This is a genomic window from Enterococcus sp. AZ197 (assembly GCF_050556405.1).
Taxonomy (GTDB): Bacteria; Bacillota; Bacilli; order Lactobacillales; family Enterococcaceae; genus Enterococcus; species Enterococcus faecalis.
Genome location: NZ_CP187873.1, coordinates 1,548,089 through 1,570,523, shown reverse-complemented (window position 1 = coordinate 1,570,523; position 22,435 = coordinate 1,548,089). Strand labels below are relative to the sequence as shown.

At 38.2% G+C, this 22,435-nt stretch carries 20 protein-coding genes; 18 read left to right on the top strand and 2 right to left on the bottom strand.

Features of this window, described 5'->3' with window-relative positions; all coding sequences use genetic code 11:
• The first annotated feature begins 6 nt into the window (after positions 1 to 6).
• The 11 genes from agaS (at position 7) to IGK82_RS07645 (ending at position 13,897) form a co-directional block, all read left to right on the top strand.
• Positions 7 to 1,179, top strand: a complete 1,173-nt coding sequence (gene agaS / locus IGK82_RS07695) for an SIS domain-containing protein (RefSeq protein WP_002357242.1) — start codon at positions 7 to 9, stop codon at positions 1,177 to 1,179.
• 22 nt (positions 1,180 to 1,201) lie between these two features.
• A complete protein-coding gene (gene lacD, locus IGK82_RS07690) occupies positions 1,202 to 2,197 on the top strand; it encodes a tagatose-bisphosphate aldolase (RefSeq protein WP_002357245.1) in 996 nt (331 codons plus the stop codon).
• A 15-nt stretch (positions 2,198 to 2,212) separates the two neighbouring features.
• The gene (locus IGK82_RS07685; protein WP_010708733.1) at positions 2,213 to 3,154 is read left to right on the top strand and encodes a hexose kinase; all 942 of its coding nucleotides are present in this window, start codon (positions 2,213 to 2,215) and stop codon (positions 3,152 to 3,154) included.
• A 32-nt stretch (positions 3,155 to 3,186) separates the two neighbouring features.
• Positions 3,187 to 5,001, top strand: a complete 1,815-nt coding sequence (locus IGK82_RS07680; protein ID WP_185066734.1) for a glycoside hydrolase family 35 protein — start codon at positions 3,187 to 3,189, stop codon at positions 4,999 to 5,001.
• Complete coding sequence (locus IGK82_RS07675) at positions 4,998 to 5,477, top strand: PTS system mannose/fructose/N-acetylgalactosamine-transporter subunit IIB (RefSeq protein ID WP_002410586.1); 480 nt, start codon at positions 4,998 to 5,000, stop codon at positions 5,475 to 5,477. Before IGK82_RS07680 ends, IGK82_RS07675 begins: the two co-directional genes overlap by 4 nt.
• A 13-nt stretch (positions 5,478 to 5,490) precedes the next feature.
• A complete protein-coding gene (locus tag IGK82_RS07670) occupies positions 5,491 to 6,390 on the top strand; it encodes a PTS mannose/fructose/sorbose/N-acetylgalactosamine transporter subunit IIC (RefSeq protein WP_002357253.1) in 900 nt (299 codons plus the stop codon).
• Positions 6,377 to 7,186, top strand: a complete 810-nt coding sequence (locus IGK82_RS07665) for a PTS system mannose/fructose/sorbose family transporter subunit IID (RefSeq protein WP_002357254.1) — start codon at positions 6,377 to 6,379, stop codon at positions 7,184 to 7,186. The genes IGK82_RS07670 and IGK82_RS07665 overlap by 14 nt, the downstream gene beginning before the upstream one ends.
• A 19-nt stretch (positions 7,187 to 7,205) precedes the next feature.
• Positions 7,206 to 7,613, top strand: a complete 408-nt coding sequence (locus IGK82_RS07660; RefSeq protein ID WP_002361967.1) for a PTS sugar transporter subunit IIA — start codon at positions 7,206 to 7,208, stop codon at positions 7,611 to 7,613.
• A 149-nt stretch (positions 7,614 to 7,762) separates the two neighbouring features.
• On the top strand, positions 7,763 to 11,737 hold the full coding sequence (locus tag IGK82_RS07655; RefSeq protein ID WP_430605076.1) for an endo-alpha-N-acetylgalactosaminidase family protein: 3,975 nt from the start codon (positions 7,763 to 7,765) through the stop codon (positions 11,735 to 11,737).
• A gap of 240 nt (positions 11,738 to 11,977) precedes the next feature.
• Positions 11,978 to 13,132, top strand: a complete 1,155-nt coding sequence (locus tag IGK82_RS07650) for an AI-2E family transporter (RefSeq protein WP_002386882.1) — start codon at positions 11,978 to 11,980, stop codon at positions 13,130 to 13,132.
• A 120-nt stretch (positions 13,133 to 13,252) separates the two neighbouring features.
• Positions 13,253 to 13,897, top strand: a complete 645-nt coding sequence (locus tag IGK82_RS07645) for a DUF998 domain-containing protein (RefSeq protein WP_002361965.1) — start codon at positions 13,253 to 13,255, stop codon at positions 13,895 to 13,897.
• Between the two features lie 46 nt (positions 13,898 to 13,943).
• On the opposite strand, the gene IGK82_RS07640 is transcribed toward IGK82_RS07645, so the two are convergent.
• Entirely contained in the window at positions 13,944 to 14,555 is a 612-nt protein-coding gene (locus IGK82_RS07640) for a lipoprotein (RefSeq protein ID WP_002382413.1), read from the bottom strand.
• A gap of 178 nt (positions 14,556 to 14,733) precedes the next feature.
• Between IGK82_RS07640 and IGK82_RS07635 the strand changes: the two genes are divergently transcribed.
• The 4 genes from IGK82_RS07635 (at position 14,734) to IGK82_RS07620 (ending at position 18,562) form a co-directional block, all read left to right on the top strand.
• Positions 14,734 to 15,186, top strand: coding sequence for a DUF2188 domain-containing protein (locus IGK82_RS07635; protein ID WP_010709492.1), 453 nt, complete (start codon positions 14,734 to 14,736; stop codon positions 15,184 to 15,186).
• Between the two features lie 199 nt (positions 15,187 to 15,385).
• Positions 15,386 to 16,405: a branched-chain amino acid aminotransferase gene (locus tag IGK82_RS07630; protein ID WP_010709491.1), complete on the top strand. Its 1,020-nt coding sequence runs from the start codon at positions 15,386 to 15,388 to the stop codon at positions 16,403 to 16,405.
• 133 nt (positions 16,406 to 16,538) lie between these two features.
• A complete protein-coding gene (locus IGK82_RS07625; RefSeq protein WP_010709490.1) occupies positions 16,539 to 16,859 on the top strand; it encodes a cupin domain-containing protein in 321 nt (106 codons plus the stop codon).
• Positions 16,860 to 16,921: 62 nt separating this feature from the next.
• Complete coding sequence (locus IGK82_RS07620) at positions 16,922 to 18,562, top strand: peptide ABC transporter substrate-binding protein (RefSeq protein WP_010709489.1); 1,641 nt, start codon at positions 16,922 to 16,924, stop codon at positions 18,560 to 18,562.
• Between the two features lie 97 nt (positions 18,563 to 18,659).
• Here IGK82_RS07620 and IGK82_RS07615 read toward each other — a convergent pair whose 3' ends face one another.
• Positions 18,660 to 19,535: an NAD(P)H-hydrate dehydratase gene (locus IGK82_RS07615; RefSeq protein ID WP_002410588.1), complete on the bottom strand. Its 876-nt coding sequence runs from the start codon at positions 19,533 to 19,535 to the stop codon at positions 18,660 to 18,662.
• Between the two features lie 149 nt (positions 19,536 to 19,684).
• On the opposite strand from IGK82_RS07615, the gene IGK82_RS07610 reads away from it, so the two are divergent.
• The 3 genes from IGK82_RS07610 to purK all read left to right on the top strand — a co-directional run bounded on the left by IGK82_RS07610 (position 19,685) and on the right by purK (position 22,330).
• Positions 19,685 to 20,551 carry an SPFH domain-containing protein gene (locus IGK82_RS07610; RefSeq protein WP_010709488.1) on the top strand — a complete coding sequence of 289 codons (867 nt, stop codon included), beginning with the start codon at positions 19,685 to 19,687 and terminating at the stop codon, positions 20,549 to 20,551.
• 173 nt (positions 20,552 to 20,724) lie between these two features.
• Entirely contained in the window at positions 20,725 to 21,213 is a 489-nt protein-coding gene (gene purE, locus IGK82_RS07605; protein WP_002360132.1) for a 5-(carboxyamino)imidazole ribonucleotide mutase, read from the top strand.
• The gene (gene purK / locus IGK82_RS07600; protein WP_010709487.1) at positions 21,206 to 22,330 is read left to right on the top strand and encodes a 5-(carboxyamino)imidazole ribonucleotide synthase; all 1,125 of its coding nucleotides are present in this window, start codon (positions 21,206 to 21,208) and stop codon (positions 22,328 to 22,330) included. Before purE ends, purK begins: the two co-directional genes overlap by 8 nt.
• The last annotated feature ends 105 nt before the right edge of the window (positions 22,331 to 22,435 follow it).

Below are 22,435 nucleotides of genomic sequence, written 5' to 3'. Positions count from 1 at the left end.
TTAAGTATGTTTACAGCAGAAAAAGAAGAACTAGAACAACTAGGAGCGGAAATCACGACACGTGAAATTCGTCAGCAACCTGAGCTTTGGCAAGAAACCGTGACACTTTATCATGAAAATCAAACAGCTTTGGAAAACTTTTTAAAAGAAGTCCAGGCCAAAGCGCAAGGAAAACGCACAAGAGTAATTTTTACAGGAGCAGGGACTTCGCAATATGTCGGTGATACGGTTGTACCTTATCTCCGAGCACACGGCGACACACAAGCCTTTTCATTCGAAAGTATTGGGACAACGGATATTGTGGCCAAACCAGAAGATTATTTGATTAAAGACGAACCAACATTGTTAGTTTCGTTTGCAAGAAGTGGAAATAGTCCTGAAAGTTTAGCGGCAGTTGAAGTAGCTAATCAAGTGGTTGAAACAATTCATCATTTAGCGATTACTTGTGCCGAAGAAGGACAACTGGCACAAATAAGCCAAAAAGAAGAAAACAGCTTTTTATTCTTAATGCCAACACGTTCCAATGATGGTGGTTTTGCGATGACTGGTAGCTTTTCTTGCATGACCTTGGGTACATTACTACTCTTTGATCAAACAGCCTTTGAGCAAAAACAAGATTATGTAACCGCTCTAATTAAATTAGGTGAAGAAGTGCTATCCCGTGAAGAAGAATTAAATGAAATTGTTAACCTTGATTTTGAACGAATTGTTTATGTTGGTTCTGGAAGTTTAGCTGGTTTGACAAGAGAAGCGCAATTGAAAATTTTAGAACTAACAGCCGGCAAAGTTGCCACAATTTTTGACTCTTCTATGGGCTTCCGTCATGGACCAAAATCATTTATTAATGAAAAAACAATAATGTTTGGTTTTGTTAATAATACACCATACACAAGAGATTATGACTTGGATATCTTAGAAGAAGTTCACGGTGACGAAATTGCGGCGGGTGTTTTTGCGATTGCTCAACCTGGCAAACGTAATTTCTCAGGTTCAACTATTGAATATTCCGCAGAAACTGCTCTATTACCTGATGGCTATTTAGCATTAGCAGATATCATGGTAGCCCAAACAGTCGCACTTTTAACATCTATTAAAGTTGGAAATAAACCGGATACCCCTTCACCGACAGGTACAGTGAATCGTGTGGTTAAAGGCGTAACGATTTATGACTATAAATAATACAACATTTGGAGGAGGAACTATGCTTACGTTAACAGCTGGAAAAAAAGCGGCAATGGATCGTTTGTCAACCCAAGAAGGAATCATTAGCGCATTAGCCATTGATCAACGAGGTGCCTTGAAAAAAATGATCAAAGCGCTAGATGTAGAGCCAACTGATGCACAAATTGAAACGTTTAAAGAATTAGTCTCGAAAGAATTGACACCTTATGCGTCTGCCATTTTATTGGATCCAGAATATGGATTGCCTGCTGCAAAAGCACGCGATACCGAGGCTGGATTGTTACTCGCTTATGAAAAAACGGGCTATGATGCAACAACTCCGGGACGATTGCCTGATTTACTAGCAGATTGGTCTGTTTTACGCTTGAAAGAAGAAGGCGCAGATGCGATTAAATTTTTACTATACTATGATGTGGATGAGGATCCAGAAATCAATCATCAAAAACATGTATTCATTGAACGCTTAGGAAGTGAATGTGCAGAAGAAGACCTACCATTTTACTTAGAATTAGTTTCTTATGATGCACAAATAGCAGATGCGACTTCTTTAGAATATGCAAAAGTTAAACCGCATAAAGTGAATGAAATGATGAAAGAATTTTCTAAACCCCAATATAAAGTAGATGTATTGAAAGTGGAAGTTCCAGTTAATATGAATTTTGTAGAAGGTTTTGCGCCGGCTGAAACAGCGTATACAAAAGAGGAAGCGGCGAATTATTTCTTAGAACAAAGTCAAGCCACTGATTTACCATTCATCTTTTTAAGTGCCGGTGTCTCAACAGAGCTATTCCAAGAAACACTACGTTTCGCTAAAGAAGCTGGTTCTACATTTAATGGTGTTTTATGTGGCCGAGCTACGTGGAAAAATGGCGTGAAACCTTTCGTTGAAGCAGGAGAAACTGCGGCTTGTGATTGGTTAAAAACAGAAGGCCGAGAAAACATTGAAAGTTTAAATGAAGTCATCGCAGCAACCGCCAGCTCTTGGCATGCGAAAGTTCAAGTAAACGAAGGGTAATTGGGAGGCATAGCTGTGATAGTAACAGTAACAATGAATCCGTCAATTGACATCTCCTACCTATTAGATCATCTAAAGCTTGATACCGTTAATCGGACCAGTCAGGTGACCAAAACCCCTGGTGGCAAAGGACTAAATGTCACTCGCGTTATTCATGATTTAGGTGGAGATGTTATCGCTACCGGCGTTCTTGGTGGTTTTCATGGGGCGTTTATTGCAAATGAGTTAAAGAAAGCAAACATCCCCCAAGCATTTACGTCAATCAAAGAAGAAACACGTGATTCGATTGCGATTTTGCACGAGGGGAATCAAACTGAAATTTTAGAAGCTGGACCAACTGTTTCCCCAGAAGAAATCAGTAACTTCCTTGAAAATTTCGATCAATTAATTAAGCAAGCAGAAATTGTCACAATTTCTGGCAGTTTAGCGAAAGGATTACCAACAAATTTTTATCAAGAATTAGTTCAAAAAGCTCAAGCACAAGAGGTTAAAGTGCTACTAGATACTTCTGGTGATAGTTTAAGGCAAGTTCTTCAAGGACCATGGAAACCGTATTTAATTAAACCTAATTTAGAGGAACTAGAAGGATTGCTAGAGCAAGATTTTTCAGAAAATCCATTAGCAGCTGTACAAACAGCTTTAACAAAACCAATGTTTGCGGGAATTGAATGGATTGTCGTATCTTTAGGAAAAGATGGTGCAATTGCCAAACATCACGATCAATTCTATCGTGTAAAAATTCCAACGATTCAAGCTAAAAATCCTGTTGGTTCAGGAGATGCAACCATTGCTGGTCTTGCATATGGACTAGCCAAGGATGCCCCAGCTGCCGAACTGCTAAAATGGGGCATGGCGGCTGGAATAGCTAATGCCCAAGAAAGAATGACTGGGCATGTAGACGTAGAGAACGTGAAGAAACATCTTATGAACATCCAAGTAGTTGAAATTGCTAAATAAAGATCTTTCTTTATTTAGCAATTATCCAGTAATTGAAAGCGTTTACTAGAAAGGGTGGCAATGTGGACAGATTTGAAATTAAAGAGGAGTTTCTTTTAAATGGTCAACCATTTAAAATTTTATCAGGCGCCATTCATTATTTTCGTGTAGATCCCTCAGATTGGTATCATTCACTTTATAACTTGAAAGCTTTAGGCTTCAATACAGTTGAGACATATGTACCATGGAATTTACATGAACCGCAAAAAGGAACATTTCATTTTGAGGGAATATTAGATTTGGAGCGCTTTTTAAAATTAGCACAAGAACTTGGACTATATGCGATTGTGCGGCCGTCTCCTTATATTTGTGCAGAATGGGAGTTTGGCGGTTTTCCAGCCTGGCTATTAAATGAACCAGGACGGATGCGTTCGAATAATCCAACCTATCTGAAGCATGTTGCGGAATATTATGATGTTTTAATGGAAAAAATTGTTCCGCATCAACTTGCTAACGGTGGCAATATTTTAATGATTCAAATCGAAAACGAATATGGTTCATTTGGCGAAGAAAAAGCGTATTTACGGGCGATTCGCGATTTGATGATTGCACGCGGCGTGACAGCACCATTTTTTACTTCTGACGGGCCATGGCGCGCAACATTGCGGGCAGGCAGCATGATTGAAGATGATATTTTAGTAACTGGGAATTTTGGCTCAAAAGCCAAAGAAAATTTCGGTATGATGCAAGCCTTTTTTGAAGAACATGGTAAAAAATGGCCGCTAATGTGTATGGAATTTTGGGATGGCTGGTTTAATCGTTGGAAAGAGCCAATTATTAAACGAGATCCGCAAGAATTGGCTGAATCAGTTAGAGAAGCATTAGCATTAGGCAGTATCAACTTATATATGTTTCATGGCGGCACCAATTTTGGGTTTATGAATGGCTGCTCCGCACGAGGAACCATTGATTTACCACAAATCACTTCCTATGATTATGATGCGCCACTGGATGAACAAGGGAACCCAACCGAAAAGTATTTTGCGTTACAAAAAATGCTTCACGAAGAGTACCCTGCGTTACCACAAGCTGAACCACTAGTAAAAGATTCTTTTGCGCAAACAGCAATTCCTTTAACAAACAAAGTGAGTTTGTTTGCGACTTTAGAAACGATTAGTCAGCCAGTGGTCAGCGTTTATCCGCAAACCATGGAACAATTAGGACAAAATACCGGCTATCTTCTTTACCGAACAAGCATTGAAAAAGATGCTGCAGAAGAAAAGCTAAGAGTGATTGACGGTCGTGATCGTCTGCAATTATTTGTCAATCAGGTACATCAAGCAACGCAATATCAAACGGAAATTGGCGAAGATATTTACGTTACACTGCCGCAAGAGAATAATCAAATCGATATTTTAATGGAAAATATGGGTCGTGTCAATTACGGGCATAAACTATTTGCAGATACTCAGAAAAAAGGGATTCGAACGGGTGTCATGGCAGATTTACATTTTATGACGCAATGGCAACAATATTGTTTACCTATGACAAGCTGTGAACAGGTAGACTATTCAAGAGAATGGCAGCCTGATCAACCAAGCTTTTACCAGTATCATGTGGAGTTAGCAGAAGTGAAAGATACATTTATTGATGTTTCTAAATTTGGCAAAGGAATTGTTTTTGTTAACCAAACCAATCTTGGTCGTTTCTGGAATGTTGGTCCCACGCTTTCCTTATATATTCCCAAAGGATTATTAAAAGAAGGGCAAAATGAGATCGTCATTTTTGAAACGGAAGGAACGTACCAACCAGAAATTCAGTTAGTAAAAGAATCACTATATAAAGAAATGAAAGAGGGATTACAATGAGTATTATTGGCGTAAGAATTGATGGACGTTTGATTCATGGACAAGTGGCAAATTTATGGGCGACAAAATTGAATATTTCCAGAATTATGGTCGTTGATGATGAGGTTGCAGGGAATGCCATTGAAAAAAGTGGCTTGAAATTAGCAACACCAGCTGGCGTGAAACTAAGCGTGTTACCAGTTGAAAAAGCTGCTCAAAATATTTTAGCAGGAAAATACGACTCACAACGTTTATTAATTGTGGTACGGAAACCAGATCGTTTATTAAAACTAGTAGAACTTGGGGTGCCGATTAAAGAAATCAATGTTGGGAACATGTCTCAAACAAACGAAACACGGTCGATTACTAAGTCAATCAATGTGGTCGATCAAGATATTGAGGTTTTTAAAGACTTAAATGCTAAAGGTGTACATCTGATTGCTCAAATGGTGCCAAGTGACAAAGCGGAAGACTTTATGAGTTTGATAACAAAATAGGAGGGAACAAAAAATGAATATCTTATGGTGGCAGATCTTATTATTAACATTATACGCAGGATACCAAATTTTAGATGAATTACAAATTTATTCTTCATTAAGTGCGCCAGTGTTTGCAGGTCTTTTTGCAGGATTAGTGATGGGGGATATTAAAGCAGGACTTATTATTGGTGGAAGTATGCAATTAACTGTATTAGGAGTTGGGACTTTCGGGGGTGCCTCCAAAATTGATGCTAACTCAGGCACGATTCTTGCCACAGCATTTTCTGTGTCTTTAGGAATGAACCCTGAACAAGCAATCGCTGCTATTGCAGTACCAGTTGCTAGTTTAATGATTCAATTAGACATTTTGGCTCGTTTTGCGAATACCTACTTTGCACATCGAATTGATAAAATGGTCGAAGATATGAACTACAAAGGAATTGAACGTAACTTCTTAATGGGTGCCTTACCTTGGTCTCTTTCTCGAATGATTCCAGTCTTCTTAGCACTTGCTTTTGGTGGTGGTTTAGTACAAAAAGTTGTATCTGTCCTAAATGGCGATTTGAAATGGTTAGGTGATGGCTTGTCTGTTGCTGGGGCGGTCTTACCAGCGGTCGGTTTTGCAATTTTACTACGTTACTTACCAGTGAAAAAACATTTCCCTTATTTAATTCTTGGTTTCACTGTAACTGCTTTACTAGGAACAATCTTTACAAACATGCAACTTTTAGGAACATCTGTTGCGAGCGTTGTGAAAGACTTCAGTGGTGTATTTAACGCACTACCAATGTTAGCAGTCGCTTTAATTGGTTTCGCTTTAGCCGCAATTAGCTACAAAAATGGCCAAATGATTCCGAGTGGACCAGCAGCCAAAAAAGAACATGCAGCGAATGATTCAGACGAAGGAGAGATTGAAGATGACGAAATCTAATTATAAATTGACGAAAGAAGATTTTAAACAAATTAATCGCAGAAGCTTGTTTACTTTCCAATTAGGTTGGAACTACGAAAGAATGCAAGGATCAGGTTACTTGTATACGATTTTGCCACAATTGCGTAAAATTTATGGGGATGATACGCCTGAATTAAAAGAAGTGATGAAAACACACACGCAATTTTTCAATACTTCAAACTTCTTTAATACAATTATTACAGGGATCGATTTGGCCATTGAAGAAAAAGAAGGCATTGCTGGAAAACAAACAGTTTCAGGTTTGAAAACTGGTTTAATGGGACCGTTTGCAGCAATTGGGGATTCAATTTTCGCAGCTTTAATTCCAACTATTTTTGGGGCGCTAGCTGCCAACATGGCGATTAATGGCAACCCAACTGGTATCTTTATCTGGATTGTTGCTCAAATTGCCGTGATGGTCTTCCGTTGGAAACAATTGGAATTTGCGTATCGCGAAGGAATTTCTTTGGTAACAACTATGCAACACCGCTTAACTGCCTTAACAGATGCTGCAACTTTACTAGGGGTCTTCATGGTTGGCGCTTTAGTGGCAACGATGGTTAATGTCAAACTATCATGGGCACCAAGTATTGGGGATGTAACACTTAACATGCAAAATAACTTGGATATGATTTTACCACGTCTACTTCCTGCAGGAATTGTCGGTGGTGTTTATTGGATGCTAGGTAAAAAGAATATGACGTCTACTAAAGCCATTTTTATCGTATTAATTGTCTGTGTCGCATTGTCTGCGTTAGGTGTTATTTCAAAATAAGTAAGACAGGAGAAAATCGATGAGTGAACATTTAGTTTTAGTAAGTCATGGCCGTTTTTGCGAGGAATTGAAAAAAAGTGCGGAGATGATTATGGGACCGCAAGAAACAATTTCCACTGTTGCTTTATTACCAGAAGAAGGTGAAGCTGACTTTTTAGAAAAATTTGAAGCGATTACGGAATCGTTAGAAGATTTTGTTGTCTTTGCTGATCTATTAGGGGGAACACCTTGTAATATTTTATCCAAAAAAATTATGCAAGGTGCCTCGTTTGACTTATATACTGGGATGAATTTACCGATGGTTATCAGCTATGTAAATGCAAGTTTATTAGCAATTGAAGGTGACTATGTTAAAGAATCAGCAGAAAGTATTGTGAAAGTCAACGAATTGCTGCTAAATGTTGCAGTAGATGATGAGGATGAATAATTCTGACTTGTTGTCGTAAGTAATCAAAGTTTTTAAGAGAATGATTTAGAGATGGACGTTCCAAAAATAAAAGAATTTATTTTTGGAACGCCCCTTTAATTGTTAATAATGAAAGCGTGTTCAAAAATGTTAGGGGGCTGATTTATCAGATGAAACATGGAAAAATAAAACGATTTAGTACATTGACACTATTGGCAAGCGCAACGATTTTAGTACCATTAAGTACGTCTGCAGAAGAAACAACAAACAGCAGCACTGAAACAAGCTCATCAATGGTGGAACCTACCGCAACAGAAGAAAAATTGTGGCAATCTGATTTTCCAGGAGGGAAAATTGGTGAGTGGCAAGATGTGATTGGTAAAACAAATCGAGAATTAGCAGGAGAGTCATTGGCGATTTCACGAGATGCAGCAGCAGGTAATAATGCCGTATCTTTAAATTTAGATTCCCCTAAATTAGCTGATGGTGAAGTAGAAACAAAGTTTAAATACACTGCTGGAAGCGGTCGGACGGGTGTGATTATTCGTGGTAATACCAAAGATAGCTGGGTTTTTGTAGGCTATAACGCGAATGGCAAATGGTTAGTTGAAAGCCCTAATTCGTGGAATGATTCAATTTCTGGGCCAACGTTAAATGAAGATACGAATTATTTGTTGAAAGTACGTTATGTTGGTGAAAAAATTACTATCTGGCTTAACACCACGTTGATTTACGAAGGAGAACCTGTTTTGGCCAACGGAGACAAAATTCCAACAGAAGCCGGACATGTGGGTGTCCGATTGTGGTACGACAAAAAAATTGTCAATTATGACTATTTTAAAAATGGCCCCGTGGATAGCATTCCGGAAATTGTGCCAGAAGTGACCCAAATTGCGCCAGTCAAAGTTTTTATAAAAATTGGTGTTGCACCAAAATTACCGAAACAAGTAAAAGTGACCTATAATACTGGTAAAGAAGCCAATGAAGCAGTAAGTTGGAATGAAATCGATCCTGATGCATACAAAGAACCAGGAACTTTTGAAGTCGACGGTACTTTGGAAAATACAAACATCAAAGCAAAAGCCAGCATTGTTGTTGCTAAAGACAATGAAGCTGAAAAAGGCGACAAAATCTCTTCCGCAGATTTAACAGCCGTGGTTGATCCACAATTTCCACGAATTATTCGCTACGAAGACCCTCAGAGTAATCAAGTGATTTTTAATGGCCAACACGAGAAAATTGACCAAGTAATGATTGATGGCAAAGCATATAAAGCAACTGCTGAAAAACAAAAGAGTGAAGCAAATCAAGCCGTTTATAACGTAGCTGTCCCAGAAATTGGTTTGCATTTCACAACAACATTGACTGTTTCCGAAGGCCAAGAATTAGCTATGAAACTCTCAGATATTCGTGAAGAAGGAACCAAAATACACACAATTTCAATTCCAAATCAAGGCTTGATTTCTGTCAATAGTACAGATGAAGGGGCGACTTTTGCTGGCGTTGTGATGAATACTGGGACAAATGCAAATAACGGAAATAAAAATGGTGATACTATCCAAGATTTAACTACAACAAGCCAAGAAGAAACGAAAAAATATATGTATGGTTTCTTAAATACGGCGAATTATGCTGCAAGTTTTTGGACGAACGCCTATGGAGACGGCTCTGTCGATGGTAGTGACAACAATCGAATCCATAAACAAACAAAAGAAGCGGCGACTGGTTTTGTAACAACCTTGTCAAGTGGGGCATGGACCTATCGACCATTTGATGCACCGGAAGATTACACAACTGGAGAAACGCCAGAAGTGAAAGTTAAATTCTCAAAAGATAGCAACGACGACAATCGGGTGGATTGGCAAGATGCGGCAATTGGGTTCCGTTCAATTATGAATAACCCAATGGGTGCGGAAAAAGTCCCTGAATTAGTCAACCAACGGATTCCTTTTAACTTTGCTAGTCAGGCGACGAACCCATTCTTAGTGACGTTAGACGAATCAAAACGCATTTACAATTTAACAGATGGATTAGGACAAATGAATTTACTAAAAGGGTATCAAAATGAAGGACATGATTCTGCGCATCCAGATTACGGTGCTATTGGTCAGCGACCTGGCGGGGAACAAGCGTTGAATCAATTAATTGACGAAGGCCATAAATTAAATGCCGTTTTCGGTGTGCATATTAATGACACCGAGTCTTACCCAGAAGCAAAAGGATTTAATGAGGAATTAGTTGATCCAACGAAGCGTGGCTGGGATTGGTTAGATCCGTCATATTTTATTAAACAAAGACCCGATGCATTGAGTGGTCGTCGCTATGAGCGCTTTAAAGAATTAAAACAAAAAGCACCGAATCTAGATTATATTTATGTTGATGTTTGGGGCAATCAAGGCGAATCAGGTTGGGCAAGTCGTCAACTAAGTAAAGAAATTAATTCACTCGGTTGGTTTACAACCAATGAATTTCCGAATGCTCTAGAGTATGACTCGGTTTGGAACCATTGGTCTGCAGAAAAAGATTACGGCGGTACAACAACGAAAGGCTTTAACAGTACAATCGTTCGTTTTATTCGGAATCATCAAAAAGACACTTGGATTATTTCCGACAACCCTTTGTTAGGTGGAGCTGAATTTGAAGCCTATGAAGGTTGGGTGGGTAAAACCAATTTTAATACCTATCGCCAAAAAACTTTTGCCATTAATGTCCCGACTAAGTTCTTACAACATTACCAAATTACAAACTGGGAAACTACAACAGCAGCAGATGGTCAAATCTATGGTACGATTAAATTAGCGAACGGTACTGAAAAAGTGACCGTTACTCAAGCAGATGCTAATTCGCCAAGAAGCATTACGTTAAATGAGACAGAAGTTCTAAAAGGTGATGCGTATCTACTGCCTTGGAATGTCAATGGTCAAGACAAACTATATCACTGGAATCCAAAAGGCGGTACCAGCACTTGGTCATTGGATAAGAAAATGCAAGGAAAAACGAATTTACATTTATATGAATTAACAGATCAAGGGCGTATTGACAAAGGCGCAATTGCCACTACAAATAACCAAGTGACCATCCAAGCCGAGGCTAATACACCGTATGTCATTGCTGAACCTGACAGTATTGAACCGATGACATTTGGAACAGGAACACCATTTAAAGATCCTGGATTTAATGAAGCCAATACCTTAAAAAATAACTGGAAAGTTTTCCGAGGTGATGGTGAAGTTAAAAAAGATGCTAACGGTGATTATGTCTTTAGTTCAGAAAAAGAAAGAACCGAAATCAAACAAGACATCAATCTTCCTAAACCAGGAAAATATAGTTTGTATCTAAACACAGAAACACATGATCGCAAAGCCACAGTAACTGTTAAAATTGGTGGTAAGAAATATACGCGGACAGTGAATAATTCGGTTGCCCAAAACTACATTCAGGCAGATATTAACCATACAAGCAGGAAAAATCCGCAGTATATGCAAAATATGCGAATTGATTTTGAAATCCCAGATAATGCCAAAAAAGGCTCGGTGACGTTAGCGGTTGATAAAGGCAATTCCGTTACAAAATTTGATGATTTACGAATTGCTGAGCGTCAAACGGATATCATGAACCCAGACAAACAAACAGTTATTAAGCAAGATTTTGAAGACACACAAGCAGTTGGGTTATATCCGTTTGTTAAAGGCTCAGCTGGTGGTGTAGAAGATCCACGGATTCATTTATCAGAAAGAAATGAACCTTATACACAATATGGTTGGAATGGAAATCTTGTTTCAGATGTATTAGAAGGCAACTGGTCCTTGAAAGCCCATAAACAAGGAGCAGGATTGATGCTTCAAACAATTCCGCAAAATATTAAATTTGAACCGAACAAGAAATATACGGTCCAATTTGATTATCAAACTGATGGTGAAAATGTCTTTACTGCTGGGACCATTAATGGGGAGTTGAAAAATAACAATGACTTTAAGCCAGTCGGTGAGTTGACTTCGACAGCAGCAGATGGTCAAACCAAGCATTATGAAGCAGAAATAATTGGGGATGCTTCAGGAAACACTACGTTTGGTATTTTTACAACAGGTGCCGATAAAGATTTCATTATGGATAACTTTACGGTCACAGTGGAATCGAAAAAATAAATTTAGTCTATCTAAGCAACTTGGGCTACAAGTTAAACGTACTTGTAGCCCAAGTTGCTTCTTTTATGAAAAGAAGCAAGGTCTAGTGCCTCATTTTTATACTGCAGAATAAACAGACACATTTTTTAAAGTGTCAGGCTTCTTTGTGTATTTCATCAAGAACGAATGGACAAACTTGCCTTTTGCCACAAATCGTTTACAATTACAATGATAGGCATAATTTATTTAGAGGTGAAGTGATTGAAGAAATACAATGTTGATTGGAATTACTGGGTTGTCCGCTTTTTATTTGTAATGGCGCTGATTGTTGGCTATTTATTAATCACGAATTATCAGCACTTTGTCCATAGTGTTTCGGGTTTATTAGGCATCTTATCCCCATTCATTACTGGGTTCGTGATTGCTTATTTATTGAGTGGAAGTCAGAAAAAAATCGAGGGATTACTAGAAAGAGTACCTTTACCAGTCGTTAAAAAAGCGAAACACGGCTTGAGTGTACTCCTTTTATACCTGATTATTTTGTTTATTTTTGTCTTGACATTAAACTATATCGTTCCGCTACTCATTAGTAATTTAGTAGATTTAGCAAACTCTTTACCCACTTTTTATGATCACATGGTTCAGTTTGTGATGAGTTTAGAAGATAAAGGGATTTTAAAAACAGCCGCGATTGAAAAATATTTAAATAGTGTCCTTAAAGATTTGTCGCCGGAACGTTTTTTAAATCAATGGACACAAGCGTTATTTTCATTAGGAACGTTGACTAAAAATGTTTCCTCATTCTTTTTAAATGCATTTTTGACGTTGATTATCTCAATATATGCGCTGGTATTTAAGCAATCTATTTTGACATTTGTTGAAAAGGCTGCCCACAAATTGCTGTCTGAAAAAGTGTACAAGCAAACACAAACCTGGTTAAATACAACGAATAAAATTTTCTATAAATTTATCAGTTGCCAATTTCTTGATGCTTGTATAATTGGCGTTTCATCAACGATTTTGTTAAGTATTTTGAATGTGAAATTTGCTGTGACTTTGGGTATTTTATTAGGTATTTGTAATATGATTCCTTATTTTGGTTCGATTTTTGCGTCAATTGTTGCTGGTGTGATTACGCTTTTCACAGGTGGTGTTACTCAAGCAATTACGGTGTTACTAGTTTTATTAATTTTACAACAAATTGACGGCAATATTATTGGTCCTCGAATTATGGGAGATGCCCTAAATGTCAATCCGATTTTAATTATTGTTTCAATCACGATTGGGGGAGCGTACTTCGGCGTCTTAGGGATGTTTTTAGCAGTTCCTGTTGCTGCAATCATTAAAATTATTGTCTCGGAGTGGCTAAATGAATCAAAAGAAAATGATAAGATTGTAGATTCTATTGAATCTTAAAGTAAAACTTTTCGTCTCGCGTTGACGAAAAGTTTTTTAGTGGAAAAGAAAGTTTAATTATTTGGAATTTTTGATATGCTATACTTAAAGTAAATAGAAAATCAAAATTGAGGTGAATAAATGCAGTTTTTAAAAAAATATGGCGGCTATTTTTTAGTTTTAGGGGTCTTACTTGATTTTTTTACACCTTATTATGTCGGATTCAAAGATCAAGGTTACAATCAATTGACAGAAGTAATTAGCTTATTAGGTGATGTGAATAGTCCAGTTAGGGAAACCTTTAATCATTTAACTATCATTGCGGGAATGTTGATGTTAGCAAGTTTACCTAGGATATATGCTATTTTTTCCAGAAAAACGAAAAAAGGTGCTTGGTTAGTAGTGGCAATGATTGGCGCTTATGGTTTATTTGATTGTATTTTCAGTGGACTCTTCAGCGTAGACACTTCAACCGCTGGCACAGTTGCTGCCGCGCTTCATAACGGAGGATCAGCAGTCGGTTATACAGGCTTTTTGTTGTTATCAGGCGTCTTAACCATTATCTACAGTAAATACGGTTCGCAAAAAAATAAAAAACTTTTTGGTTTTTTGTTTATTTTATGTATGCTTGCAGCCGGCTTATATGGCTTAGCAAGGATTCCACAGCTACAACAGGTAAAACCATTTAATTATTTAGGCTTATGGCAAAGAGTGAGTTCATTTTGTAATTATCTACCAATGCTGGCACTGTGTTTACAAACTAAAACCAATGACAAATTTGATTGAACATTTGTCATTGGTTTTTTACTAGTTAAAATTGTCTGGTAATAACTTAATTATTGGCTACTGTGACTTCACCAGTAACAGTGGCACCATCTTTTTCTAAGTCAGCAGAATCTTTATATTCTTGTTTATCAAAAGTAATATTGCCATTAACTTTGGTACCATTTAAAGTAAAGCCATTTGCTTTCACCTCAATATCACCTTTGACAGTCCCATGAACGATGTTGAAATTTTCAGAAGAAACGATTAGCTTAGGAACCGTGATTTCATATTCAGCAGTTACTTTTTTATTATCATCTTGAGAATAAAGCGCTAATTTACGATAGACATCGTTGGAATCTTTCCCCTTATCATGGAAAGTACCAGCAACTGTTACCTCTTTATCAAAAGTGACATTGTCAGTAGCTGCGACAATCCAATTTCCTTTATCACTTAACGCCATTTCGAGCTCTTCAGGCTTGGCACTAATTGAAGCACCAGAGACTACTTCTGTACTTGAATTAGCTGTTTCTTTGCTACTAGAACTACTATCTGTTTTTTTATCAGATGAACAAGCACTAAGCAACACAAGAGCAGCAGTTGCCGTCAAAACAGTGGTGAGTACTTTAGACATTTTCATGAAAATCCCTCCAAAAAATTTATTTATTTCTTCCTTTATCATAACTGATTCAAAGGGAAATGAGTAATCATACACTCAAAGATTGAGAAGTTTGGCTAATGGGAAATTAGGCTTATTCTCTCAAGAAGGTTCGGGAAATATTCAAAGTAATCATTTCTTTTTCAAATGTTCCTTTTCTGTAGTAAGCTAGTAATAGACAGAATTTAAGGAGGAGATTTTGATGCCTTGGAATATGAATGATTATCCTACATCAATGAAAAATTTAGCACCTTTGATTCGGAAAAAAGCGATAGATATTGGCAATGCGTTGCTTGCGGATGGCTACCCTGATGATCGCGCCATTCCAATTGCGATTAGTCAAGCGGAGAAATGGTATCAAGAGGCAAGTGCAGCAGATAAAAAGGCCTTCGAACAAGAAGCAAATCCTACGAAACAAGATTCGCATAAACAGGATAAACATGCGGGAAAATTATTAACGGCGGCTGTCAACGTTAAATATAAAGACGGCCAATGGTTGGTGATTTCAGACAGCGCTGAAAAAGCAAGTAATACATTTACCCACAAACAAGAGGCGGTTGAACGAGCTCAAGAAATTGCTCGGAATAAGCAAACAAAGCTGAAAATCTATAAGCAAGATGGAACGTTACAAGAAACCAAAGAATATACTGAATAATTTTTCGAAACCTTGATATTCCGTTGCAATTCAAGAAACGGCTATCAAGGTTTTTTTGCGAGGGAGAAATGGACAAGTAAGAAAAAATAACAAAAGTTAAGAAAGTTAAGAATGAGAATAAGGCTTGCTTTTCTAGTTTTTGGTGGGTACAATTACACTAATTAAGATAAAAAATCAAAATAATTGAGGTGCTACGACAATGGAAAAAGCCAATCTTGATTGGAATAATTTAGGATTTTCTTACATTAAAACGCCCTTTCGTTATATTAGTTATTGGCGAGATGGCAAGTGGGAAGAAGGCGCGCTAACAGATAACAATCAGTTAACGATTAGTGAAGGTTCGCCTGCTCTACATTATGGCCAACAATGTTTTGAAGGATTAAAAGCGTATCAATGTGCAGATGGTTCTGTCAATTTGTTTCGTCCAGATGAAAATGCCAAACGGCTACAAAAAAGTTGTGCGCGTCTACTGATGCCACAAGTACCAGTAGAAACCTTTGTTTCTGCATGCCAAGAAGTGGTGAAAGCCAACCTTGCTTATTTACCGCCATATGGAACGGGCGGTACGTTGTATCTTCGCCCTTATATGATTGGTGTCGGCGATAATATTGGCGTAGCACCTGCCAAAGAATACATTTTTTCTATTTTTTGCGTGCCGGTTGGTTCCTATTTTAAAAATGGTTTAGCACCAACCAACTTTATCGTTTCTGAATATGATCGAGCAGCGGGTCGAGGAACCGGGGCCGCTAAAGTGGGGGGCAATTATGCAGCTAGTCTTTTACCAGGTGCAGAAGCACATGAGAAAGAATTTAGTGATTGCATTTATTTAGATCCGTATACGCATACGAAAATTGAAGAAGTTGGTGCAGCCAATTTCTTTGGCATAACCAAAGATGGTACTTTTATTACGCCGAAATCAGCGTCTATTTTGCCAAGTATTACTAAATATTCATTATTGACGCTAGCAAAAGAACGTTTAGGGATGACGGCGCTTGAAGGAGACGTTTACATTGATCGATTAGCGGACTTCTCCGAAGCGGGTGCTTGTGGCACAGCGGCGATTATTTCTCCTATTGGTGGGATTCAAAACGGCACAGATTTCCATGTATTTTATAGTGAAACGGAAGTTGGACCAGTGACTAAGCAACTATATGATGAACTGGTTGGCATACAGTTTGGTGACAAAGAAGCGCCAGAAGGCTGGATTGTAAAAGTTTAAAGAGACAAAAAAGAGAGAATTCATGCTCTCTTTTTTTGTGTAGAATATTCAGAATTTTCTATAAAAAGATTGACTTTGATACTATTTAAAGGAATAATGGAAGATACAAGATTTAAAAAAGGAGGGAAAGCTATTGCTTATTAAATCAGCAGAATCAGACGAAATGGCGATTTTTTTTGATAAAGAAAACCAACCAAATACACAAGTTCAAATGGGCATTATTACATTACAGCCTGGTGAAAAACGGCCTTTAGCTGGATATGCTCGCCATGAACAGGATGAATATTCTTATGTGATTTCTGGCGAAGCACATACGATTTTAGAAGATGGTCAAGACTTAGTCGGAAAAGCTGGACAAGCTCAATTAATTGAAGCTGGTGAGGGGCACATTAATTATAATGATGGGTTGGAGCCAGCGGTCGTTGTCTGGATGCTTGTGGAAAGGACAAAATAAAAGGGGAGCTGTCTTTCTGTAAGTAAGAGCATAAAAAAATGAAGAGTTATAGGAGAAAGAAGATGAAAAAGTATTTAAAAATCACAATGGTTTGTATTTTATTGGTAGGATTTTTAGCTGGGTGTACCAATAAAAATGAAAATAAAAAGAAACAGAAAAATACCAAAGAAGCCGTTCAACTGATGTCACCTTCAGAATTAACAACGCTCAACACCTCTGTATTATTGGATTTTCCAGATGCTATTGTCCAAACAGCAGCGTTTGAAGGGTTATATAGTTTAGATGAACAAGACCAATTGGTACCAGCCGTAGCAAAAGCATTGCCGACGATTTCAGAAGATGGAAAAACCTACACGATTTCTTTGAGAAAAGAAGCGGTTTGGAGTAACGATAATCCTGTCACAGCGCATGATTTTGAATATGCTTGGAAAAAAATGATTGATCCTAAAAACGGCTTTGTCTATAGTTTCCTCATCGTTGAAACAATTCAAAATGGTGCAGAAATCTCAGCTGGGAAATTAGCACCCAATGAACTAGGTGTCACAGCTGTGGATGATTATACATTAAAGGTGACGCTCAAAGAGCCAAAACCGTACTTTACGTCCTTGTTAGCTTTTCCGACATTTTTCCCGCAAAATCAAAAAGTAGTCGAACAATTTGGTGCGGACTATGGAACTGCTAGTGATAAAGTCGTCTATAATGGTCCGTTCGTGGTAAAAGATTGGCAGCAAACAAAGATGGACTGGCAACTAGCAAAAAATAATCGCTATTGGGATCACCAGAACGTGCGCTCAGACATTATCAATTATACGGTTATCAAAGAAACATCTACCGCATTGAATCTTTTTGAAGATGGACAATTAGATGTGGCTACACTAAGTGGTGAATTGGCGCAACAGAATAAAAATAATACGTTGTATCATTCGTACCCAACAGCGACAATGAACTATTTGCGCTTAAATCAAAAACGGAAAGGGCAAGCAACGCCGCTTGCAAACGAAAACCTGCGTAAAGCGTTGGCTTTAGGCATAGATAAAGAAAATCTAGTCAATAATATTATTGCAGATGGTTCTAAAGCGCTACATGGTGCGATTACGGAAGGCTTTGTGGCGAATCCCACAACGGGCCTCGATTTTCGTCAAGAAGCAGGTAATTTAATGGTTTATAACAAAGAAAAAGCGCAAAGTTATTGGAAAAAAGCACAAGCAGAATTAGGAGAAAAGGTTAACGTTGAATTGATGGTAACAGATGATGGTTCTTACAAAAAAATTGGTGAAAGTTTGCAAGGCTCGCTACAAGAACTGTTTCCTGGTTTGACAATAGAGCTAACCGCATTGCCGACTGAAGCTGCATTGAACTTTGGGCGAGAAAGTGACTATGATTTATTCTTAATTTACTGGACACCAGACTATCAAGATCCTATTTCTACCCTGATGACTTTATACAAGGGCAATGATCGCAATTATCAGAACCCTGTCTATGACAAATTATTAGATGAAGCAGCCACAACCTATGCCTTAGAGCCAGAAAAAAGATGGGCGACACTGATTGCAGCTGAAAAAGAAGTGATTGAAACGACTGCTGGCATGATTCCACTTAGCCAAAATGAACAAACAGTCCTGCAAAATGATAAAGTCAAAGGCTTGAATTTTCATACCTTTGGCGCTCCATTAACGTTAAAAAATGTTTATAAGGAAAAATAAAAAGAGAGCCTGGGCTGAAAATCGCTTTTGATTTTCGGCCCAGGCTTAAATCCTGCTTTTTAACCCAAAATTTGTCACCATTTAGCCTTTTCGGGTTTTATCTCGAACGCTTCTGTTCTAATAGTTCAGAATCAGGTGCAGTGTGTGGCTGGGCATATTTTTTCATATATGTCGGCAAGGCTTGACTAATCTTCGTTGGTAAAACAACATAGTCAGTTTTGGCCAAATCATCACCAATGAGACTGTGTAAGTAGACGGCGCCAGCAATGGTTTCAATTGTCGGCTTAAACTGAGCTAAAAAACCAGCAATGATGCCAGCCAAGGTATCTCCAGTTCCACCAGTAGCCATCCCAGGGTTGCCGCCTGTATTTTGAAAAGGTTCTCCTGCGTGGAAAATTGTGGTGCGATGACTTTTTAAAACAATCGTACTGCCTAATTTTGCTTGTTGGCGCTGGTTATTTACCAGTGTTTGTTGCTCAATAGGTAAGTGACTCAAACGTTGCCATTCCATTTGATGAGGTGTGAAAACAACTTTTTCAGGATAGGTAAGGGAAAAATTGCCTTGGCTAAACAGGGTAATTGCTGAGCCATCGATAATTAACCACTGTTTTTTTTGATGTTGGGCAAGCACCCTCTTCAACATTTGTTGTGCAGTAGCATCTAAGCCTAAACCTGGACCAATTAAAATAACCTCCGCTTGCTCTACGACGTTCGTCAGAAGGACTGTTTCTTCAAAGCCCACGACCATCGCTTCTGGGCATCTTGCATGTAAAGGCCCGTGATTTTTAACATCAGTAATCACAGTGGTGAGACCAGCGCCACTATTGATACACGCTTCGGTACTCATGATGATGGCTCCGCCATATTGACGGTTTCCTCCGATTAATACGACACGCCCAAAATTGCTTTTGTAAGAGTCGGAGGGGCGTTGAGTGATGACTTCCTCTAAAATGTCCTTGCTTAAATAGCGCATTCTATCACTCCTTTTCTTGGGATTTCTTTGTTCTCAGTATACTACAAGAGCCCCGAAAAAATCAGTTTATTTAATGTTAAAAGTTACTCTATTGAAGGCAATGAGGTGTATAATAAGGACCAGATAAATGAGTTAGGAGAGTGAAACAGATGGAAGAGAAAAAAACATTTTATATGAGTGGCTACGTAGGAATTGCGAGCTTATTAGTTATTTTAATTGCGGGAATTGGTCTATTTATTTATGGAGCAAGTCATACCAATGGTGTTCTTGTTGTTTTAGGTATTATTTTGTTAATTGGGGCTATTTTATTTTTAAGTTCCTTAACCATTGTTAGTCCCAATCAGGCGAAAGCTATTTTATTTTTTGGTCGCTACTTAGGTACGATTAAAGAAAATGGGTTGTTTATTACCATTCCATTTACGCAAAAAATGAACATTTCTTTGAAAGTACGAAATTTCAATAGTTCTCTATTAAAAGTCAATGACTCTGACGGGAATCCAATCGAAATCTCTGCGGTCATTGTTTTTCGGGTAGTCGATACAGCTAAGGCGTTATTTAATGTCGATTATTATCAAGACTTTGTGGAAATTCAAAGCGAAACGGCAATCCGGCATGTAGCAACACAATATCCTTATGACACTTTTTCAGATAATGATGTAACTCTGCGAGGAAATACCGAACAAATTTCCGAGGAGTTAACCAAAGAATTGCAAGAACGCTTAGCAGTGGCTGGTGTAGAGGTTATCGAAACACGGTTGAATCATTTAGCTTATGCAACTGAAATTGCTAGCTCCATGTTGCAAAGACAGCAAGCAAAAGCAATCTTAGCGGCTCGACAAACAATTGTTGAAGGTGCGGTAAGCATGACACAAATGGCCTTAGAACAGATTGAAGAAGGGCAAGAAATTAATTTTACCGATGAACGAAAAGTACAACTTATTAATAATTTACTAGTCTCAATCATTACTGATAAGAGCACACAACCAGTTATTAATACAGGCGACGTTTCTTCTTAAAGAGGTAGCAACGCTAAAAATAGCAAAAAAAGAGTCATCTTTCCGATGACTCTTTTTTTGATAAACACGAACGTTATATAATTTTAATCTATAATATTTCGGTTTTTCTTTGACATCTCTTTTTCTCATTGTTAGAATAACAGTGAAAAAAGGCGGAAGGAGTTATTACATTCATGAAACCATTAGTCGCTGTGATTATGGGAAGTACCTCAGACTGGGCAACGATGAAAGCTGCTTGTCTTGTGTTGGAAGAGTTGGGAATTCCTTATGAAAAACGAGTGATATCAGCACATAGGACCCCTGATTTGATGTTTCGTTTTGCAGAGGAATCACGAACAAAAGGATTGAAGGTTATTATCGCTGGCGCTGGTGGAGCGGCCCATTTACCAGGGATGGTAGCTGCAAAGACAACCTTACCTGTCATTGGTGTTCCAGTTAAAACACGAACATTAAACGGTATTGATTCGCTGTTGTCTATTGTGCAGATGCCAGGGGGAGTTCCTGTAGCAACAACTGCGATTGGCTCAGCAGGTGCTACCAATGCTGGGTTATTAGCTGCAGAAATACTAAGTATTGATGATTTACAGTTAGCAGAAAGAATCCAAGCAAGACGACAATCATTGGAAAAAGCGGTTATGGAAAGTGGGGAACAACTTGAATAAACCCTTAAAAGTCGGAGCAACTATTGGCATTATAGGTGGGGGACAGTTAGGGCGAATGCTAGTCATGAGTGGTAAAAAAATGGGTTTCCAAATGATTGTGTTGGACCCAACGCTCAATAGTCCAGCTGGTCAAGTAGCTGACCGTCAAATTGTGGCAGCCTTTGATCAGATATCTGCTTTAACTGAACTAGCAGAGTTATGCGATGTGATCACCTATGAATTTGAAAATATTGAAGTGGCCTCCCTAGAAAAGGCCATTCCACTAGAAAAGTTGCCACAAGGAACAGAATTGTTAAAAATTACTCAAAATCGATTGCTTGAAAAAACGTTTCTTCAATCGATTGGCTGTAAGATTGCCCCTTTTGCGGAAGTGAAAAGTCAGAAAGAGCTGCCACAAACAACAGAAAAGATTGGTTTTCCATGTGTCTTAAAAACTATTCAAGGTGGATACGATGGAAAAGGACAGGTCGTCTTAAAATGCGAAGAGGATTTCTCCCAAGCGACTGAATTATTAGCTAACGCTACTTGTGAATTAGAAAAGTGGGTGCCTTTCACTAAAGAACTTTCAATCATCGTTGCAGGGAATAAGCATGGTTACCAAAGCTTTCCTGTATCTGAAAACATTCATCGAAAGAATATCTTGCATGAATCAATTGTGCCAGCTCGAATTTCTGAGAATGTGCAACAAAAAGCAGCGGAATTGGCGCAACACATTGCTGAGGAATTAAATTTATCTGGGGTTTTAGCTATCGAACTGTTTTTAACAGATTCAGAAGAGTTGTACGTCAATGAATTAGCGCCACGGCCTCATAACTCAGGTCATTACTCTATTGAAGCTTGCTCATTTAGTCAATTTGATGCGCATATTCGAGGGATTAGCAATTGGGGCATTGGGTTACCCCAGTTACTTCAACCAGTGGTTATGGTGAATCTCTTAGGTGAACACTTAGAAAAAAGCTACCAGTTATGCACGTCAAAACCCACTTGGCAAGTCCATTACTATGGAAAAGCCGAATCAAAAGTTGACAGAAAAATGGGCCACGTCACCATTACAACACCTTGCTTATCAGAAACGTTAAAGGAAATTGAGACTGTTGGTATTTGGAACGTAACTTAATAAATGCTTGCTCCAAGCAAGTTTTTTATTTTTACATTCGACAAACACGAACGATTATTGTTTTTTTATAACTAATGTAAGTTTTTGTCTGATGTAAATCAGCTG

Excerpts from the sequence above, each read along its gene's own strand:
- IGK82_RS07660 (WP_002361967.1), top strand. The coding sequence starts at position 7,206 with ATGAGTGAACATTTAGTTTTAGTAAGTCATGGCCGTTTTTGCGAGGAA.
- IGK82_RS07640 (WP_002382413.1), bottom strand. The coding sequence starts at position 14,555 with ATGATAAAGGAAGAAATAAATAAATTTTTTGGAGGGATTTTCATGAAA.
- IGK82_RS07620 (WP_010709489.1), top strand. The coding sequence starts at position 16,922 with ATGAAAAAGTATTTAAAAATCACAATGGTTTGTATTTTATTGGTAGGA.
- IGK82_RS07670 (WP_002357253.1), top strand. The coding sequence starts at position 5,491 with ATGAATATCTTATGGTGGCAGATCTTATTATTAACATTATACGCAGGA.
- IGK82_RS07615 (WP_002410588.1), bottom strand. The coding sequence starts at position 19,535 with ATGCGCTATTTAAGCAAGGACATTTTAGAGGAAGTCATCACTCAACGC.
- IGK82_RS07610 (WP_010709488.1), top strand. The coding sequence starts at position 19,685 with ATGGAAGAGAAAAAAACATTTTATATGAGTGGCTACGTAGGAATTGCG.
- IGK82_RS07655 (WP_430605076.1), top strand. The coding sequence starts at position 7,763 with ATGAAACATGGAAAAATAAAACGATTTAGTACATTGACACTATTGGCA.
- IGK82_RS07665 (WP_002357254.1), top strand. The coding sequence starts at position 6,377 with ATGACGAAATCTAATTATAAATTGACGAAAGAAGATTTTAAACAAATT.
- IGK82_RS07675 (WP_002410586.1), top strand. The coding sequence starts at position 4,998 with ATGAGTATTATTGGCGTAAGAATTGATGGACGTTTGATTCATGGACAA.
- purE (WP_002360132.1), top strand. The coding sequence starts at position 20,725 with ATGAAACCATTAGTCGCTGTGATTATGGGAAGTACCTCAGACTGGGCA.
- IGK82_RS07645 (WP_002361965.1), top strand. The coding sequence starts at position 13,253 with ATGCAGTTTTTAAAAAAATATGGCGGCTATTTTTTAGTTTTAGGGGTC.
- agaS (WP_002357242.1), top strand. The coding sequence starts at position 7 with ATGTTTACAGCAGAAAAAGAAGAACTAGAACAACTAGGAGCGGAAATC.
- IGK82_RS07630 (WP_010709491.1), top strand. The coding sequence starts at position 15,386 with ATGGAAAAAGCCAATCTTGATTGGAATAATTTAGGATTTTCTTACATT.
- IGK82_RS07635 (WP_010709492.1), top strand. The coding sequence starts at position 14,734 with ATGCCTTGGAATATGAATGATTATCCTACATCAATGAAAAATTTAGCA.
- lacD (WP_002357245.1), top strand. The coding sequence starts at position 1,202 with ATGCTTACGTTAACAGCTGGAAAAAAAGCGGCAATGGATCGTTTGTCA.